13 protein-coding genes and 1 pseudogene are annotated in these 18,093 nt (G+C 38.9%); 11 read left to right on the forward strand and 3 right to left on the reverse strand.

The window, feature by feature from the left end:
- Positions 1–11: 11 nt before the first annotated feature.
- The 9 genes and pseudogenes from ALPR1_RS02535 (at position 12) to ALPR1_RS02575 (ending at position 14,704) form a co-directional block, all read left to right on the forward strand.
- Positions 12–776, forward strand: a complete 765-nt coding sequence (locus ALPR1_RS02535) for a Tll0287-like domain-containing protein (protein WP_237701609.1) — start codon at positions 12–14, stop codon at positions 774–776.
- A 326-nt stretch (positions 777–1,102) separates the two neighbouring features.
- Complete coding sequence (locus tag ALPR1_RS02540) at positions 1,103–4,255, forward strand: SusC/RagA family TonB-linked outer membrane protein (RefSeq protein WP_008198204.1); 3,153 nt, start codon at positions 1,103–1,105, stop codon at positions 4,253–4,255.
- Between the two features lie 13 nt (positions 4,256–4,268).
- On the forward strand, positions 4,269–6,128 hold the full coding sequence (locus ALPR1_RS02545) for a RagB/SusD family nutrient uptake outer membrane protein (RefSeq protein WP_008198205.1): 1,860 nt from the start codon (positions 4,269–4,271) through the stop codon (positions 6,126–6,128).
- A 71-nt stretch (positions 6,129–6,199) separates the two neighbouring features.
- Positions 6,200–9,541 carry a VCBS repeat-containing protein gene (locus ALPR1_RS02550; RefSeq protein ID WP_008198206.1) on the forward strand — a complete coding sequence of 1,114 codons (3,342 nt, stop codon included), beginning with the start codon at positions 6,200–6,202 and terminating at the stop codon, positions 9,539–9,541.
- A gap of 49 nt (positions 9,542–9,590) precedes the next feature.
- Positions 9,591–10,547, forward strand: a complete 957-nt coding sequence (locus ALPR1_RS02555) for a formylglycine-generating enzyme family protein (RefSeq protein ID WP_008198208.1) — start codon at positions 9,591–9,593, stop codon at positions 10,545–10,547.
- A gap of 19 nt (positions 10,548–10,566) precedes the next feature.
- Positions 10,567–11,878 (forward strand): annotated as a pseudogene (locus ALPR1_RS02560) (Gfo/Idh/MocA family oxidoreductase).
- 3 nt (positions 11,879–11,881) lie between these two features.
- Positions 11,882–12,793: a hydroxypyruvate isomerase family protein gene (locus ALPR1_RS02565; RefSeq protein WP_008198210.1), complete on the forward strand. Its 912-nt coding sequence runs from the start codon at positions 11,882–11,884 to the stop codon at positions 12,791–12,793.
- 8 nt (positions 12,794–12,801) lie between these two features.
- Positions 12,802–13,761, forward strand: coding sequence for a WD40/YVTN/BNR-like repeat-containing protein (locus ALPR1_RS02570; protein WP_008198212.1), 960 nt, complete (start codon positions 12,802–12,804; stop codon positions 13,759–13,761).
- A 208-nt stretch (positions 13,762–13,969) separates the two neighbouring features.
- On the forward strand, positions 13,970–14,704 hold the full coding sequence (locus ALPR1_RS02575; RefSeq protein ID WP_008198214.1) for a 1-(5-phosphoribosyl)-5-[(5-phosphoribosylamino)methylideneamino]imidazole-4-carboxamide isomerase: 735 nt from the start codon (positions 13,970–13,972) through the stop codon (positions 14,702–14,704).
- 71 nt (positions 14,705–14,775) lie between these two features.
- Here ALPR1_RS02575 and ALPR1_RS02580 read toward each other — a convergent pair whose 3' ends face one another.
- Entirely contained in the window at positions 14,776–15,126 is a 351-nt protein-coding gene (locus tag ALPR1_RS02580) for a hypothetical protein (protein WP_008198215.1), read from the reverse strand.
- Positions 15,127–15,205: 79 nt separating this feature from the next.
- On the opposite strand from ALPR1_RS02580, the gene ALPR1_RS02585 reads away from it, so the two are divergent.
- The gene (locus ALPR1_RS02585; protein WP_008198217.1) at positions 15,206–15,544 is read left to right on the forward strand and encodes a tRNA-binding protein; all 339 of its coding nucleotides are present in this window, start codon (positions 15,206–15,208) and stop codon (positions 15,542–15,544) included.
- Here the strand turns inward: ALPR1_RS02585 and ALPR1_RS02590 are convergent.
- Entirely contained in the window at positions 15,541–15,864 is a 324-nt protein-coding gene (locus ALPR1_RS02590) for a Rieske (2Fe-2S) protein (protein ID WP_008198218.1), read from the reverse strand. The genes ALPR1_RS02585 and ALPR1_RS02590 overlap by 4 nt on opposite strands.
- Before the next feature lie 206 nt (positions 15,865–16,070).
- Here ALPR1_RS02590 and ALPR1_RS02595 point away from each other — a divergent pair, with 206 nt between their 5' ends.
- On the forward strand, positions 16,071–16,832 hold the full coding sequence (locus tag ALPR1_RS02595) for a hypothetical protein (protein WP_040302487.1): 762 nt from the start codon (positions 16,071–16,073) through the stop codon (positions 16,830–16,832).
- Between the two features lie 106 nt (positions 16,833–16,938).
- Here ALPR1_RS02595 and ALPR1_RS02600 read toward each other — a convergent pair whose 3' ends face one another.
- Positions 16,939–18,081 (reverse strand): cysteine desulfurase family protein, encoded by a 1,143-nt coding sequence (locus ALPR1_RS02600; RefSeq protein WP_008198220.1) that lies wholly within the window; start codon positions 18,079–18,081, stop codon positions 16,939–16,941.
- Between the last annotated feature and the right edge of the window lie 12 nt (positions 18,082–18,093).

Genomic DNA, 18,093 nt, shown 5'->3' on the forward strand with positions numbered 1-18,093 from the left:
AACAAAAATACGTGAATTCCTTACTTGACAAAGAGAAGTATAATTCAATAGTTTGCCTTTCTCAGTTTTTCAAGAGAAATAAAGGAATGATTCGTAATTTTAATTATAAAGAAAAAGCTATGGAAAGAATAAGCATATATGCCTGGGTGTTCACTTTGTTGGTCTTTTCCTGTGGACCTAGAGAGAGAATCCCAAAAGAGGCTTTTGAAGAAGTGAACAAGAATATGGAGATCAAGAGGATTTCTGAAGTAGAAATTTTGGAGAGTGCCATGGAATGGGGGGATTCATTGACGACCAAAGCGCAGAAAAATTTAATTGAGAATTTGCAACAGGCAATTGCTGATGGGGGCTTTGGAGAGGCAATCAAATTTTGCAAAACCAATGCAACAGAATTGGAGAATGAGCTATCCGGAAATGAAGAAATTCTTATCCGTAGAGTTTCTACCAAACACCGCAACCCCAGCAATGCTCCGACGGAAGAAGAAGCTATGATTTTGGAGGCCTATGCCTACAATTCTGAGCAAGGTTTAGAGAGTGATCCCAATATTCAAAAAATAGAAGGTGGAGAGGTGTTTTTGTACACCAAGGCAATCATATTTCCTGGTGGTTTGTGCAATAATTGTCATGGAAAACCTGAGGTGGATATTTCAAAGTCAACATTAGAGGTTATTAGTTCAAATTACCCGGAAGATATGGCAACGGGATTCAGAAAAGGAGATTTGAGAGGTATGTGGTCAGTCAGAATTCCGAAGAAAGAAGTGGTAAAACGACTATAATTCTGCTCAAAAAAAGGAAAAGCTAATTTTCATTCGAGAAAAATAATTTAAATAAAATATTATCAATATTTAGAAGGGAATATTAAGTAATTAATAATAAATGTTAGGGATTATTATTTAATCCAAAATGATCAAATGAATAAATTGATAGTTTGTTATAATTTTTCTTTAAATAATTCAATAAAACCAGATATTTTGCTAGTGCAATCGATTGAATTGAGCAAGATTCAGTCAGTAAATAAAATGATTCAGTAATAAATTGGTTAGATTTATCGAGAATATTGATTGTTAAATTTTATTAATGCAACCCAAACCAATAACCGCGTATGAAAAACTCTACTCGATTTAAGCTTTTTGGCTTAACATTTTTAATGTACTTGGGCTTGATGAGCTCAGTATTGGCTCAGACCCGGGAGGTGTCTGGTGTCGTAATTTCAGGAGAGGATAATTTGCCGCTCCCAGGGGTTTCCGTCTTAGTGAAAGGTACCACTGTAGGTACAGTCACGGATGTTGACGGGAAATTTGCAGTTAATGTAGATGGATCCGATGCTACATTAGTTTTATCATTTATCGGATTTACAACTCTTGAAGTTCCTGTTGGTGATCGAAGCACATTTGATCTTACTTTATTACCAGACACCAAATCTTTGGAAGAGGTAGTTGTCGTAGGTTATGGTGAGCAAAAGAAAGAAACCATTACAGGTTCGGTAGCAACCGTAAAAGGTAAAGACCTTGTAAAGTCTCCTGCAATGAACCTTTCCAACTCCCTTGCGGGACGTATGGCGGGTGTAGTTGCAGTAAACCGTAGTGGTGAGCCTGGTTACGATGGATCTGGTATTCGGATTAGAGGTAGTAACACCTTAGGTAATAATGATGCATTGGTAGTAATTGATGGGATCCCTGCAAGAGCGGGTGGTCTTCAGCGTTTGAATCCAAATGATATTGAGAACATCTCTGTATTGAAAGATGCATCTGCTGCTATTTATGGTTCTCGTGCTGCAAACGGTGTAATTTTGGTAACCACCAAAAGAGGATCTACAGGAGCACCTGAATTGACATTTCAAGTGAATCAAGGATGGGCTCAACCTACTGTAGTTCCAGATTTGGCAAATGCAGCACAGTATGCTGGTATGCTAAATGACTTAAGTGTTTATGAATTACCAACAGAAGAGTGGGCAGCAGCAAATGAAGCTTACAAGCAAAATGGTGAATATACTCGACCAAATGGACAAGTAAGATCTGCTCCTTACACTCCAGATGAGTTAGAACTTTATAGAAATGGTTCTGACCCATGGTATTATCCAAATACTGATTGGTATGGAGAGACTTTAAAAACTTGGTCTCCACAGAGTAGATATAATTTGCAATTAGTAGGTGGTAGTGAGAATGTGAAGTATTTGACTTCTCTTGGCTATCAAAATCAGGATGCCTACTATAAAGATGCCGCAACTGGTTATAAGCAGTATGATTTCAGAATCAACTTAGATGCAAATGTCAATAAGTACGTAAAAGTAGGATTGGGTATCTTGGCGAGAGAGGAATTTAGATTCTTCCCAACAAGAGGTGCCGGTGCTATTTTCCGTATGCAAATGAGAGGTAAGCCAAATCAGCCAGCATATTGGCCAAATGGATTACCAGGTCCTGATATCGAAAACGGTGAAAATCCTGTGGTAATTACTACCAACAAAACAGGATATGATCGTGACAAAAGGGATTACATCCAAACTACTGGTACATTGGAAATCAAGATTCCTGGAGTGGAAGGCTTGAAATTCACAGGTACTGCAGCGATTGATAAGTACATTCAATATCAAAAAAGATGGGAGATTCCATGGACTCTTTATGAACTAGGAAATGGTTTTGAAGCCGATGGTGTTACTCCTCAATTGGTAGGTACTCAAAGAGGTCCTGCAGAACCAAGATTGAGAGAAGCAAATGCGCAACAGTTAAATATCCTATTAGGAGGTGTAATTAACTATGACAAAACTTTCAACGAAGACCATACAGTTAACATTGTAGCAGGTGTAAACCGTGAAACTGTAGAAGGCAACAACTTTAATGCTTATAGAAGATTCTTTATCTCTACTGCAATCGACCAGATGTTTGCAGGTGGTGACTTGCAAAAAGATAATGGTGGAGGTGCCTTTAATAGAGCTCGTTTGAACTACTTCGGTAGAGTTGCCTATAACTACAAGGAGAAATACCTTGCAGAGTTTCTTTGGAGATATGATGGATCTTACATCTTCCCTGAGGACACACGGTTTGGTTTCTTCCCAGGTGTGATGTTGGGATGGGTAGTTTCGGATGAAGGTTTCTGGAAAAATTCTTTGGGATCTACATTTGATTTCTTCAAGATTAGAGGTTCATGGGGTCAGCTAGGTAATGACCAGATTGGTGAATACCAGTTCTTGTCTACTTATGGTTTTAGCTCTTATATTATTGGAGGTGCTCAGACGAAGACTCTTTATGAAACTAGAATTCCTAATAGAGATATTACGTGGGAGATTGCAAATAATTCCAACTTAGGATTTGAAGGTCAGTTCCTTCAAGGAAAAATATTCTTCGAATTTGATTTGTTCTATAATAAGCGTACTAACATCCTTTGGCAAAGAAATGCCTCTGTACCACAAACTACTGGTCTTTCTCTTCCAGCAGAAAACATCGGTGAAGTGGAAAACAAAGGTTTTGACTTGAACTTAGGAGTAAGAGGTGGAAAAGGAGAATTCCAATATTCTATCTCTGCAAATGGTGGATATGCTAAGAACCAAATCCTTTTCTGGGATGAGTCTCCTGGAGCTCCAGAATGGCAACAATCTACTGGTAGCCCAATGAACACTTTCTTGGTTTATCAGTATGACGGAGTATTCCCTGATCAGCAGTCAATTGATGCGGAAACTTTGGACTACACTGCGATCACGAATAATCTTCGTCCAGGTGATATGAAATACAAGGATTACGATGGCGATGGTGCAATTACTCCAGATGACAGAGTGCGTATGGATGAAAATAACATTCCAACCTTCCAAGGTGGTGTAAATATCTCTGCAAATTGGAAAGGATTTGATTTAGCAATCCTATTTCAAGGAGCAACAGGCGCAAGACAGTACGTAAGTGCTGGTGAGTCAGGAAACATTGGTAACTATTTCTTAGACATCTATGAAAACAGATGGACCATTGATAATCCAAGTAGCACTCACCCAAGAATTGCTAATAGAAATGATCAGTATTATTCTGGTGGAAACACTTACTGGTTCAGAGAAACAGACTACATAAGATTGAAAAACTTAGAGATTGGTTATAACCTTCCTGCAACAATTACAGAGAAAGTTGGTATCAGAAACGCAAGAATTTACGTAAATGGTTTAAACCTTCTTACTTGGGATAAGTTAGGAGTAATGGATCCAGAATCAAGTAATTCTACTGGACAGTATTACCCACAGGCTAGAGTAATCAATACTGGACTTTCTGTTTCATTCTAAAAAACCCGAAATAATGAAAAGAAATATAAAACACTTATTTGTCATGTTGGCAGCTTGCTTTACCATAGCAAGTTGTAATAGCGACTTTCTAAATACAGAACCATTGGGCGAGATTTCTGAATCTGCCGTATGGTCTGACCCAGCACTGGCGGAAGCCTTTGTTACTGGAATTTACCAGGGATTTGGTATGGGTGGATTTGATGAGCAAATGCTTGCTTCCCTTACTGATGAAGCGATATTTACACACCCTGGACGTGGTATTACGACCATTACTGAAGCTAGATCAAACCCAGCAGATATTGGATGGGTTAACTACTCTCACGAATGGGGTAATATGTATAGCTACATTAGAAGAGCAAACCTAGCGATTGAAAATTTATCCGAGCCACAGTTTGAAAATGATGGTGGGATCGTAGATCGATTGATGGGTGAAGCTAAATTCATGAGAGCTTTCTATTACCACCAGTTAGCAAGATATTACGGTGGTGTACCAATCGTAGATCGCCCATATGAGCTTGGTGAGGAGTCATATGATATCCCGAGAGGAACTTGGGAAGAAACAATTGATTTTATTGTCTCAGATTTGAATGATGCTGCATCTCTTTTAGAAGGGAAATCTCTTGCAGATGGAAGAGCTACAGAATTGGCAGCTTTGGCATTAAAATCTAGAGTTTTATTATATGCTGCAAGTGATCTGCATGATGCTGGTACTGCACAAGCAAATTCTTCCGTATTGGCTGGATATCCTAATATTGAGTTAGTAGCCTATACAGGAGGAAGTCAAATGGATAGATGGCAACAAGCACAAGCTGCTGCTAAAGCAGTGATTGACAAAGCTTCTGGTAACCTGTATGGACTTTCTGAGCCAGTTTCTCATGAAGAAGGTATTCAAAACTATATCAATAATTCGCTTTCCAGAAATGGTGGAGAGAATGAATTGATTATGGCTAGATACTTTATCAATGCTAATCAGGAAAATGGAGGTCGTCAAGGTCTTTACAATGGTCCAAACGGTTATAATAACTGGGCAGGAAATAGCCCGGTTCAATTGCTTGTTGATGACTATGAAATGATGGACGGAACCAAATTTGACTGGAACGATCCAGAGCAGGCAGCAAATCCATATGAAAATCGAGATGCAAGATTCTATGCTTCTATCCTATATGATGGATCTCAATGGAAGCCAAGATCTACTGCAAACCAAGCAAAAGATCCATTAGGTCAAATTCAAACTGGTACTTATGAGGTGATAGATGCTTCTGGTGCTGTAGTTCCTCACTTTGGTTTGGATACTAGAAACAGTTCTATTGAGGATTGGAATGGTAGTTATACAGGATATTATATCCGCAAGTTTATCGATCCAGATCCAGCAATTGTAGATCAAAATACTTGGCAAGAGGTTCCTTGGCCAATCTTAAGATATACCGAGGCAGTCTTGAATTATGTTGAGGCTTCTCTGGAATTAGGTCAGGAAGATGAAGCCAGAAATTGGTTGAATCAAATCAGATTTAGAGTTGGGCAGCCAGCTACCACAGCTTCTGGTGATGAATTGATGGAACTGTATAGAAATGAGAGAAGGATTGAAATGGCATATGAGGAGCAAAGATATTTTGATGCTCGTCGTTGGATGATCGCGGAGGAAACCCTTGGTCGTCAGGCAAATGTCATCAATATCACGGGTACTTTGAAGCCTGGAGCTTCTGTTTCCATCTATAGATATGATCCTGATTCTTATAATTATGTGTATAAGGTTCAGCCAATCGATCCAGGTAAGGAAAATAGACTTTGGTTAGATAAGATGTATTACATCCCAATTCACCGAAATGAAATAAATAGAAACGCTGCTTTGGTCCAGAATCCTGGATTCGAATAAGTTTCTTGAAATAAGTTTCTTAAATTTCCAAGCCACCCATTTTTTGGGTGGCTTGTATCTTTAATACCATTATGAAAAAACTAGTACCCAGCATAGCCCTAATTACCCTTACATTTTTTTCTTGTTCAGAAAATGGAGAAACACCTGAATCAAGTCAAACTACACCCCCTCCTCTTTTTAATTTAGTTAAGTCTCAAGAATCCGGTATCGATTTTCAAAATAAGCTAGACGAGTCCCTCAATCTAAATGTCCTGATGTATGAATACCTCTACAATGGAGGAGGTGTCGCTACAGGAGATTTAAATGGTGATGGATTAGAAGATATTTATTTTTCAGCTAATGTTTCCGGAAACAAACTCTATCTGAATAAAGGAGGTTTTAAATTTCAAGATATCACAGATCTTTCAGGAGCATTAGGAAAACCAGGGCCCTGGAAGACAGGAGTGACCATGGTAGATATCAATGGAGATAAAAAAATGGATATTTATCTTTGCTACTCGGGTAATCTTCCCCCAGAAAAACGTCAAAATCAACTTTTTATTAATCAAGGTAATAACGCTGAAGGTATTCCACAGTTTGAAGAAAAAGCTGCTGAATATGGAATTGCATCCGGATCCCCTAGTACCTCGGCTAGTTTTTTTGACTTTGATAAAGATGGGGATCTTGACCTGTTTCTTTTAAACCATAATACCAAGTCCACCCAGATTTTGGACGTTTCAGTGACTAAATCACTGATGAAAGAAAAGCATGAAGCTGGACCTCAGTTGTTCGAAAACGTGGATGGTAAATTCGTCGAAGTAACGCAGAAAGCAGGTATTTCTAGTTCCAGTCTCTCTTATGGGCTAGGTTTGGCGATATCAGATATTAATGGAGATGGCTGGCCAGATATTTATATTGGAAATGACTACACGATTCCAGACTATCTTTATATCAACCAAAAAGATGGCACATTCAAGGATCAAATTCTTGAGATGATGGACCATGTTTCCAATTTTTCTATGGGGAATGATATTGCTGATATCAATAATGATGGATTGGTAGATATCATGACTTTGGATATGATGCCAGAGGATAATACCCGTCAAAAACTGCTCTTGGCTCCTGACAATTACGAGGTATTTGACTTAAATGTCAAAAAAGGGTTTCATCATCAGTACATGAGAAATATGCTCCATGTGAATAATGGTGATGGGACATTTTATGAGATTGGGCAAGTTGCTGGAATCTCAAATACAGATTGGAGCTGGTCTAGTTTGTTTGCGGATTTTGATAATGATGGATGGAAAGACCTTTTTGTCAGCAATGGTTATTTGAGAGATTATAACAACATGGATTTTCTCAAATACATGGACAATTACGTCAAAACTGCCGGAGGTAAACTAAAGCGGGAAGATTTACTTAGCATGGTAAAAAACATGCCATCCTCCAACCTGACCAATTACATGTACAAAAATGATAACAACCTTACGTTTGAAAATGCTACAGAAAATTGGGGACTAAGTCAACCAGCAAACAGTAATGGTGTTGCTTATTCCGACTTAGACAATGATGGGGATTTAGATTTAGTAATCAACAATATAAATGCGGAAGCATTTGTCTATAAAAATCTTGCTGTCGAGCAAAAGAAAGGAAATTACCTCAAAGTTCATTTAAATGGTTCTGATAAAAATAGCATTGCTTTAGGTGCAGTTGTCAAGTTATATGCCAATGGATACACTCAACTTTTAGAGCAAAATATTTATAGAGGTTTTCAATCTTCTGTCAGTCCGGTTTTACATTTTGGACTTGGAGATGCTAACAAGGTGGATTCCCTTGTAGTTACTTGGCCTAATGGAAATCAATCCCGACAAGTAGATATTTCTGTCAATCAGGATTTAGTCTTGGATCAATCAGATGCCATTAGCCCTAAAAATTATAACACTGAGAATGAAAATGTATTGTTCACTTCAACTCAGGATTTACCTATTAGAGGTGAAAAAACCATCAATGATTTCAAGCGTCAACCTTTACTGACAAATGCAATTTCCGGGAATGGGAATGCAATGGTTGCTGCTGATTTCAACGGTGATGGAAGAAATGATCTATTTGTAGGTGCAGGACCGGGAGCAAGCGGTAGAGTATATTTTCAAAATTCCAATGGGGAATTTAGCTATTCTGATTCTACAGCATTTATGGCTGCAATGCAATCTGAGGATGCAGTAGCCTTGGCTTTTGATGCCAATGGTGATGGAGCAATGGATTTATATGTAGGAAGTGGAGGAGTTTATAGCTTCCCAGAAGGAGCACCTGTTTTTGCTGACCGACTTTACCTAAATGATGGCAAAGGAAGATTCTCTTTAAGCAATGGAAGTTTGCCAAGAGAATATTTTTCTTCTGGAGCAGTAGTAAGCTTGGATATCAATGGAGATAGTTTTCCTGATTTGGTGGTAGGAGGTCGTGTCGTTCCAGGGCAATACCCACTCTCTCCAGGTGCAAGAGTCTTGATCAATGATGGGAAGGCTTCATTTTCTGATCAAACTGATGAAATAGCTCCAGAGCTCAAAAATCTAGGTATGATTACAGATGCTCAGGTTGCCGACTTAGATCAAGATGGAACAGAAGAGCTTATAATAGCGGGAGAGGCAATGCCTATCCAAGTGTTCAAAATCATGAGTGGAAAATTGACTGAAGTGACTGATCAATATTTTTCTCAACTGGAGGTAGGCTTTTGGAATCATTTAGAAATTGATGATTTCAATGGAGATGGTCAATTGGATATTTTGGCTGGAAATTTGGGACTGAATTCTCAATTGAAAGTATCTGATGAGAGACCAGCAGAGCTACTCTACAAAGACTTTGATAATAATGGGTCTATAGATGCGATCTTGAGCTCCTACATTGGAGAAGAAAGATATCCTACTGTCAGTCGAGATGAGCTTTTAGGTCAGGTGAATTATTTGAAAAAAAGATACCTGGATTTTAAATCTTTTGCATCTGTCAAGACAGACGATATTTTCACCAGTGAAGAACGAGAGGGAGCTAAAAAAATCTACATAAATAGACTAAAATCTACCCTATTTGTAAGGAATGAAGAAGGTATGTTTGAGGAGCAAAAGATGCCAATTCAGTTGCAGTTTTCTCCGGTTTTTGCATCTCAGTTTTTAGATGTCAATGGAGATGGAATCAATGACATTGTTTTGGCAGGAAATATGAATCAAACCAAGCTCAGGTATGGTAAATATGATGCAAATCACTCCATGGTTTTCTTGGGTGATTCTACTGGTAGTTTCCGATACCTTTCTAAAACGAAATCTGGCATTTCAGTGAAAGGAGATGTAAGGAATATCCTTCAGGTTGACAATAAGCTTTTGTTTTTGGTCAAAGGAGAAGGAGTTAAGTCCTTTGCCTTCCGTTCATCAAAAGGCGAGCTTTAAAAATTTTAATTATTAGTATTTTAACCTTTCAAAGTTTTTACCGATTAACATGAAAAAAGCAATTGCGCCAATTATTCTAATTGGAATACTGGCCTTTTATAATTTACAAAAACCAGCTTTTGAAGCTTATACTCAAAATATTCCAGGGTCTCCGGTGTCTTTTGATATGACGCCAATTGAAGGAGGTACCTTTGATATGGGATCTGCCAATGGGAATGAAGATGAAAGCCCAGTACATGAAGTTTCCATAGAACCTTTTTGGATGGGAACTCATGAAGTTACCTGGGATGCGTTCGAAATGTTTCTAGATAAAAACTATGAGCTAGCCATTTCAGAAGGTCCTATTGGCGAGGTAGTGGATGGGTTGACAAGACCTAGTATTCCATACCTTGATATGACATTTAACATGGGGAAAGAAGGTAAGCCAGCCATTGGAATGACTCAGTATGGAGCAATTCAATTTTGTCATTGGCTATACCTAAAAACCGGGATATTTTACAGACTTCCCACAGAGGCAGAATGGGAATATGCTGCAAAAGCAGGAACAGAAACTCCCTATTTCTTTGGCTCTGATGTTTCACAAATGGATGAGTATGCATGGACTCAAGAGAATTCAGATGAGTTGACGCATATTGTTGGCAAGAAAAAGCCAAACCCTTGGGGGCTTTATGATATTTATGGAAATGTCTTAGAATGGACCTCTGACCAATATGATCCGGATTTTTATAGTAGTTCTCCAGCAGAAAATCCAAGCAACCCATCTACAGAGCTTTATCCTAGAGTAGTTAGGGGTGGGAGTTATGATACTCCTGCAGAAGAAATTACTTCTTCGAAAAGATTTGTAACAAAATCTGATTGGAAGAGGATTGACCCTCAAATTCCAAAAAGCCAATGGTGGTTTCCAGAAGCTCCATTTTTAGGGATGAGGCTGGTAAGACCACTCAATCCCCCAAGTCCAGAAGAAATTAAAGCGTATTATACCGCTGCACCTATAACTGATTATTAAACCTAAAAACAACCAAAATATGAAATTAGATAATACTAGAAGAGACTTCATCAAAGCTTCTGCCTTAGCCACTGGCGGATTGATGGCATCTTCATTTGTAGTACCTGGTGCTTATGCTGCACCAGTAAACGAATTAAAACTAGCACTGATCGGCTGTGGTGGCCGTGGAACAGGTGCTGCTTTTCAAGCTTTAAACACAGGGCATAATATTAAGTTGGTGGCTATGGCCGATGCTTTTAGAGATAGGCTTGATAACAGTCATAAACCACTTTTGGAAAAATATGGTGCTGACAAAATTACTGTAACTGAAGACAAGAAGTTTGTTGGTTTTGATGCGTACAAGCATGCTATTGCCGAAGCTGATGTGGTTATTTTAGCGACACCTCCTGGGTTTCGTCCTATGCATTTCGAAGAGGCTGTGAAGCAAGGAAAACAAGTTTTTATGGAGAAGCCAGTGGCTGTAGATGCCGCAGTATTCGAAAGTATTAAAGGCAGCTGAAGAAGCAAAAGCGAAAAAGCTAAATGTAGTAGTAGGTTTACAAAGACATTATCAAGCGAACTACGTGGAAACAATTAAGAGAATCCACGATGGTGAAATCGGAGATATTATCAATGGACAAGTTTATTGGAATGACGGTGGAGTTTGGGTAAGAGAACGCCAACCAGGCCAAACAGAAATGGAATACCAAATGAGAAACTGGTATTATTTCAACTGGCTATGTGGTGATCATATCAATGAGCAACACGTCCACAATATTGATGTCGCGAACTGGGTGAAGCAGGGACCACCTGTGAAAGCTGAAGGAACTGGTGGTAGATTGTTAAGAACCGGTAAAGAAAACGGTGAAATTTTTGATCACCACGTGCTTACCTTTACCTACGCTGATGGTTCGGTGATCCATAGTGAATGTCGTCATTTCCCTGGTGCACAAAACCGTGTAGATGAAAGCTTCCAAGGAACAAAAGGAACAGCCTACTTGAGTGCAGGTAACTATGGAACATTGAAAGATTGGAAAGGGAATGTATTATATGAGCATGATCGAAAAGATCAGCCAAACCCTTACCAGGTAGAGCACGATAGACTTTGGGAAGCGCTATTTAATGGTGATTATAAGTTTGCAGATGCTGAAAACGCGGCAAACAGTACTATGACTGCCATCATGGGTAGATATGCTACTTATTCTGGAAAGCCATTGACATTTGATGAGGCGATCAATGGAACTGTTGATTTGATGCCAGAAACTTTGGCTTGGGATGCTATGCCTAAAATAGTGCCAGGACCTGATGGATATTATCCACATGCTATTCCTGGAAAAACCAAAGTTATATAAGCTATGGAAAGAAGAGGATTTATTAAGAAAATTGGCTTAGGAAGCACCCTTTTAGGGGCTTCCGGTGCTATGAGTATTCCTTCGTTTGCAGCTCAAAAAGCGGAACCAACTTTCAATATGGACTTTGCTCCACATTTTGGGATGTTTAGAAATTCTGCTCCTGATGGAGTAGTAGATCAGTTGAAGTTTATGGCTGATCAAGGTTTCAGATCTTTGGAAGATAATGGAATGCTAGGCAGATCAGTGGAAGAGCAGACACTAATTGCTAAAACCATGGAGTCTTTGGAGATGAGAATGGGAGTATTTGTCATAGACGGAGGAGAAAACTGGAAGGTGTCTTTGACAAGTGGCAAACAGGAGTTTATGGATAACTTCTTAGCAACCTGTAGAAAGTCTGTTGAAGTGGCTAAACGGGTAAATGCAAAATGGATGACCGTTGTTCCAGGGTATTTTGAAAGAAACCTACCGATTGGCGTTCAAACGGGAAATGTCATTGAAGCATACAAGCGTGCAGCCGAGATATTTGAGCCACATGGTTTGGTTATGGTTATGGAACCATTAAGTGATAACCCTGATCTTTTTCTTAGACATGCCGACCAATCTTACATGATCTGTAAGGCTGTGGATAGCCCTGCTTGTAAGATTCTTTATGATATCTACCATATGCAGAGAAATGAAGGTAATTTGATTGCGACCATGGAAAAGACCTGGGAGGAAATTGCCTATATCCAAATAGGAGATAATCCTGGAAGGAAAGAACCTACTACCGGTGAAATCAATTATTCCAATGTTTTCAAGTATATCCATGATAAAGGGTTTACAGGAATTTGTGGAATGGAGCATGGAAATGCCAAGCCCGGAGTAGAAGGGGAAAAAGCTTTGATTGAAGCCTATAGAAAAGTAGATATATCTTAAATTCGCCCATGCGAAAAATCTTATACTTGTTGTCTCTTGGAATCTTATTTTCCTGTCAGACAACTGAAGAGAAAGCTCCTGAAAGCCCTCTGGGTTGGGAAGTTTTTGAAACTCCAGTGAAAGCCTCCCTTAGGGGGCTTTCGCCTGTTACAGCTGAAATTGCCTGGGCTGCCGGAAGTGGTGGTACTTGGTTGCGTACCATAGATGGAGGACAAAATTGGGATTATGGTGTTGTAGCTGAGCTAGATACCGTAGATTTCAGGTCTATTCATGCATTTGATGCCATGAAGGCAGTGGTAGTTTCTGCAGGCCAACCATCTGTAATTTATAAAACAGAAGATGGAGGGAAAACCTGGAAGCTAAAACATCAAGAATTAGACGAAGCAGCATTTCTTGATGGAATCACTTTTACAGATGAGGAAAATGGATTTGTCATTGGTGATCCATTAGATGGAAAGTGGACGATTTTGAAAACAGCTAATCAAGGGGACTCTTGGTATTCTTTATTGAATTTACCGGCTGCAGAAGATGGTGAAGCGGCTTTTGCTGCAAGCGCTACTTCTTTGATTGCAGATGGAATGGAACTTTGGCTAGGTACTGGAGGAGTGGTTTCTAAACTTTATTACTCTCCAGATCTCGGAGAAACTTGGGAAGAATGGAAATCTCCATTCATGCAAGGTGAGTCCACCAAAGGTATTTTTTCCCTAACTAGTTTAGGTAAAGGTGAAGTTTTTGCCGTGGGAGGAGATTATGTGGAAATGGCAGACACCACTTCCACTGCAGCCTCTTTTGTTTTAGAAAAAAAGGAGTGGGTATTACCAAAAAAATCGACCAAAGGTTATCGATCAGGAGTGGCTTACTTTTCAAAACTCCATTGGTTGGTGGCAGTGGGTCCTACAGGGTCTGACTATTCTAAAGATGGAGGCATGAGCTGGGAGAATTTTCCGAAGTGGGTTTCATTCGGTTAAAATAGGCCATACAGATGCGGCAATCTGGGCCTCAGGATCGGAAGGTCGAATCGCCAGGTTAATGTTTTAAAATTTAATCTTTTGAGATGAATTAATCCAGAAGAAAATTAAAGTATAAATCATTTTTGCCAATAGAGAAACTGTATTCTGTATTATCTTTAAGGAAAATTCGGTATACTAACCAATCAATTTTATTATATTCTATTCTATGTTTGAAGTTATTCCATCCATTTGGCTCATTAATGGGAAGTGCGTTCGCCTAAAAAGGGGGGATTTTGCTACTGAGGAGGCCATTTCTAATAACCCTTTGGAAATTGCCCAAGGGTTTGAATCTATTGGAATCAAAAGACTCCATTTGGTAGATTTGGATGGAGCCAGACGTGGGGAGCCAAAAAACTACCATATTTTAGAAGCAATTGCTGGGTATACCAATCTCCATGTTGATTTTACAGGTGGAGTTACGACTGATGGTGACGTGATTAAGTCTTTTGAGTTTGGCGCAAAAACAGTGACTATTTCATCTGCTGCGGCTAATTACCCAGAACGTTTCAGTCAATTTATCCTGTCTTATGGTAGAGAGAAAATCAATCTTGCTGCTGATACCAATCCAGCAGATAGGAAAATAAAGATTCGAGGATGGCTTAAAAAAACTGAAATAGACCTATATGATCATATTGAGTTTTTCTATGATAGAGGTTTGAAATATTTGAAATGTTCTGACGTGACAAGAGACGGAGTAATGGTCGGTCCTAATTTCGAACTTTATGCAGACTTGGTAAAAAAGTTTCCAAACTTAAATATTGCAGCGAGCGGTGGGGTGAGATCTATTGAAGATTTTAAAGAGCTAAAGAAACTTGGAGTAAATGCAGCTGTTTTTGGAAGGGCCTATTATGAAGGCATGCTTAAGTTGGAAGATTTAGCTGATTTTATTTCCGAAAAGTAAGGTTTGGGAATTTTTATAAGACATAAAAAAAGAGGCTATCAGCCTCTTTTTCTTTTTAGTATGTATTTGCCTTAATCGGCTTTAAATTTATCAACGATATAAAGGAAAATGTTGAAAGACAAAGTAGAAGGAGTTGCCTCTTCTTTCTTAGAATCTTTTTCTACTCCTCCGGCTGGAAGGTCTCTTTTTACAAGAGTTTTTTGTTGAGAGTTAGCTTCAGTCTTCGGAGTCAAAATTTTTGGAGATAAATTACTGGAATTTGGAGTTGAATCCTCCAAAATTGGTTTATCTACACGTTTTGCATTTTCCAAATCGACTCTTTCTTGCTCGCTTTGGCCAAAAGAATCTTCTGCATAAAAGCACATTGCCATTACTGCAATAGTACAAATGCCGAATTTTTTGAATGGAAAAGAAGATGTCATAAATTTCGCAGAATTATATTCTAACCTTATTAACCTTTTTTATTCCAAAAGGTTCCTAAAATTATAAAAAAATTTGTCTATGCAAACGATTGATCCAGAAGAATTCTACAAAATTGAATTAATAGTAGGGACAATAATACGTGCAGAAGTTTTTGAGAAAGCCCGTAAACCGGCCTATAAAATTTGGATTGATCTTGGTGCAGATCTTGGTATCAAAAAGTCTTCTGCACAAATCACTCAACATTACTCCACGGAAAATCTAATAGGAAAACAGGTCCTTTGTGTTTGTAATTTAAAGCCAAGACAAATAGCAGATTTTATGTCAGAAGTATTGGTGACTGGTTTTTCATCTTCAGATGGAGGGATAATACTTGCAGGAGTAGATGGACCTGTAGCCAATGGATCTAAACTTCATTAAGGTAAAATTATTTCCAATCCATTTTCCTTGAGTTCGGTCCTGTAGATTTCTAAATCTCCGCAAGACCCAGCTTTGACATCTCCCGTGTTTAAATCAAATCGGTAGTGATGAAGTGGGCATATTATTTCTCCCCGTTGGTTAAAGGTGCCTTCTAAAAGTGAAGCTCCTCGATGTGGGCAACTGGCTTGAAATGCATGGAAGTTATCTTCTATCCTTAAGAGGGCAATCTTATGTTCTCCCACCAATACTTTTTTAATCGATTGTTTAGGAATCATGTTAAGCACTTGTTCTTTAGAATTTCCTAAAGTGAATTTTTTCATCTCATCTACCGAATTAATTGAGTGCGTCGAAATTTCTTTCGCTCTTTGAATTGATCCTTGTGTATTGCCTTAGGACATGGCCTAGCTATCATGCAGCCTTCAATAAAATAAACAGCTCCTTAAATAGCAATAACCTTAAAAATGATTGGTTTTTTGGGAATTCTTAGTGAATTTCAGAAGAAAGAAATTTTTAACCCATCAAAACCATGAAAAAATTTGTACTAATACCTCTTTTGATGATTTTATCTTGGGGCTATGCACAGGATTTGGAAGGCTCTTGGAAACTAACACATCAAAATGGAGCAGAAGTGACCGATGAAGAATATATCAAAATCTACGAAGACGGTTATTTTTCATTCGGGGCAAAAAAAGTGGCTGACAATCATTTTATCAGTGCTGGAGGTGGTCCCTACGAATTTAAAGATGGCAACTATTATGAAACGCTTGATTTTTTTACCCTTGATCCATTTCAAGTTGGGACAACCAACAAGTATAAATTGGATTTGACCAATGGGAAAATGGTTATCAGCTCAGAAATTAATGGACGAATGCTTGTCGAAATCTGGGAGAGAATATCAGATGAGGACAACGCCTTAAGTGGAAACTGGGTGATTACAGGAAGGAAAAGGAATGGTGAGATATCCAGGTCTACGCCGGGAGCTAGAAGGACGATCAAAATCCTGGGCGGCGGAAGATTTCAATGGGTTGCATTTAATTCGGAAACCAAAGAATTTAGTGGAACAGGCGGAGGTGTCTATACTGCCGAAAATGGAAAGTATGTAGAGAATATTACATTTTTCTCTAGGGATGATAGTCGAGTGGGAGCAAGTCTAGGATTTGATTTTGAAGTGGTTGATGGTGAATGGCACCACAGTGGGCTCAGTTCCAAAGGAGATCCTATCTATGAAATTTGGACTCCGTATGCTATTGGCTATAAACCTGCTGAAAAAATGGCAGAAAAGGATTGATCAATTTTGAAATAACATGAAATAAAAAAGGAGCTTTTTAGCTCCTTTTTTTATACCTGCTGTTATGTGCAGCAAGTCTTCAGACTTATAACTATAAAGTCTTTTTTTATGCCTCTACTGTATATAATTCTTTCAATTTTGAGATGGTGTAATCGACTTCCTCAATGGTGTTATATCTGCTAAAGGAAAATCTTACAGCGTCCCTTTCAGGCTGATGGTTCAACGCTCTTAAGACATGTGAACCCACTGTAGCTCCTGAGCTGCATGCGGAGCCTCCAGACGCTGCGATGCCCTCAAGGTCAAGGTTGAATAGCAACATGCCTCTGTTAGGCTCAGAAGGCGGCATACTAGCATTCAGCACCGTGTATAAGCTTTGATCCATATCTCCGGATAGTCCATTGAATGAAACTCCCGGAATGGCTTCTTGAAGTCCCTTTATGAAATGCTTTTTAATGGAAGAAACATGATTATGATGATTCTCCATCTCAGAATATGCCAATTCTAAAGCTTTGGTAATCCCTATAATGCCAATGACATTTTCAGTACCACCCCGCATATTTCTCTCTTGTGCCCCTCCGTGAATAAACGGATGGATTTTTTTATCTTTTCTGACATATAAAAAACCAGAACCTTTAGGTCCATGGAATTTATGGCCTCCTGCTACAATAGCATCTACGGGAAGTGATTTCAAATCATGGACATAATGCCCCATGGTCTGAACCGTATCAGAATGGAAAAAAGCATTGTATTCTTGGCATAGAGAACCAATTTTATGAAGGTCATTAATGTTACCAATCTCATTGTTTGCATGCATAAGCGAAACAAGAGAATTTGGATTGTTTTTCAATAAGTCTTCGAGTTGGGCTAAGTCCAGTTCGCCTTTTTCATTTACATCCAGTTTACTCAACTGGATCATTCCTTTCTTCTCACAAATTTCAAGGGTGTGCAAAACTGCATGATGCTCCAAAGGGGAGGTGATGGCATGTTTGATGCCATGACTTTCAATTCCACATACCAAAGCGGTGTTGTCCGCCTCGGTGCCCCCTGAGGTAAAGAAAATCTCTGCTGGCGTGGCATTTAGTAATTCTGCTACTTTCTTTCTTGATTTTTCAATCGCAGTCCTTACCTCTCTTCCAGGACTGTGAACTGAAGAAGGATTGCCATAATGAGATTTCATAAATGGGATCATCGCTTCAATGACACGTTCATCCATGGCCGTAGTGGCAGCATTATCTAAATAAACTTTCATCTTGTGGTACTA

The organism is Algoriphagus machipongonensis, from assembly GCF_000166275.1.
GTDB lineage: Bacteria > Bacteroidota > Bacteroidia > Cytophagales > Cyclobacteriaceae > Algoriphagus > Algoriphagus machipongonensis.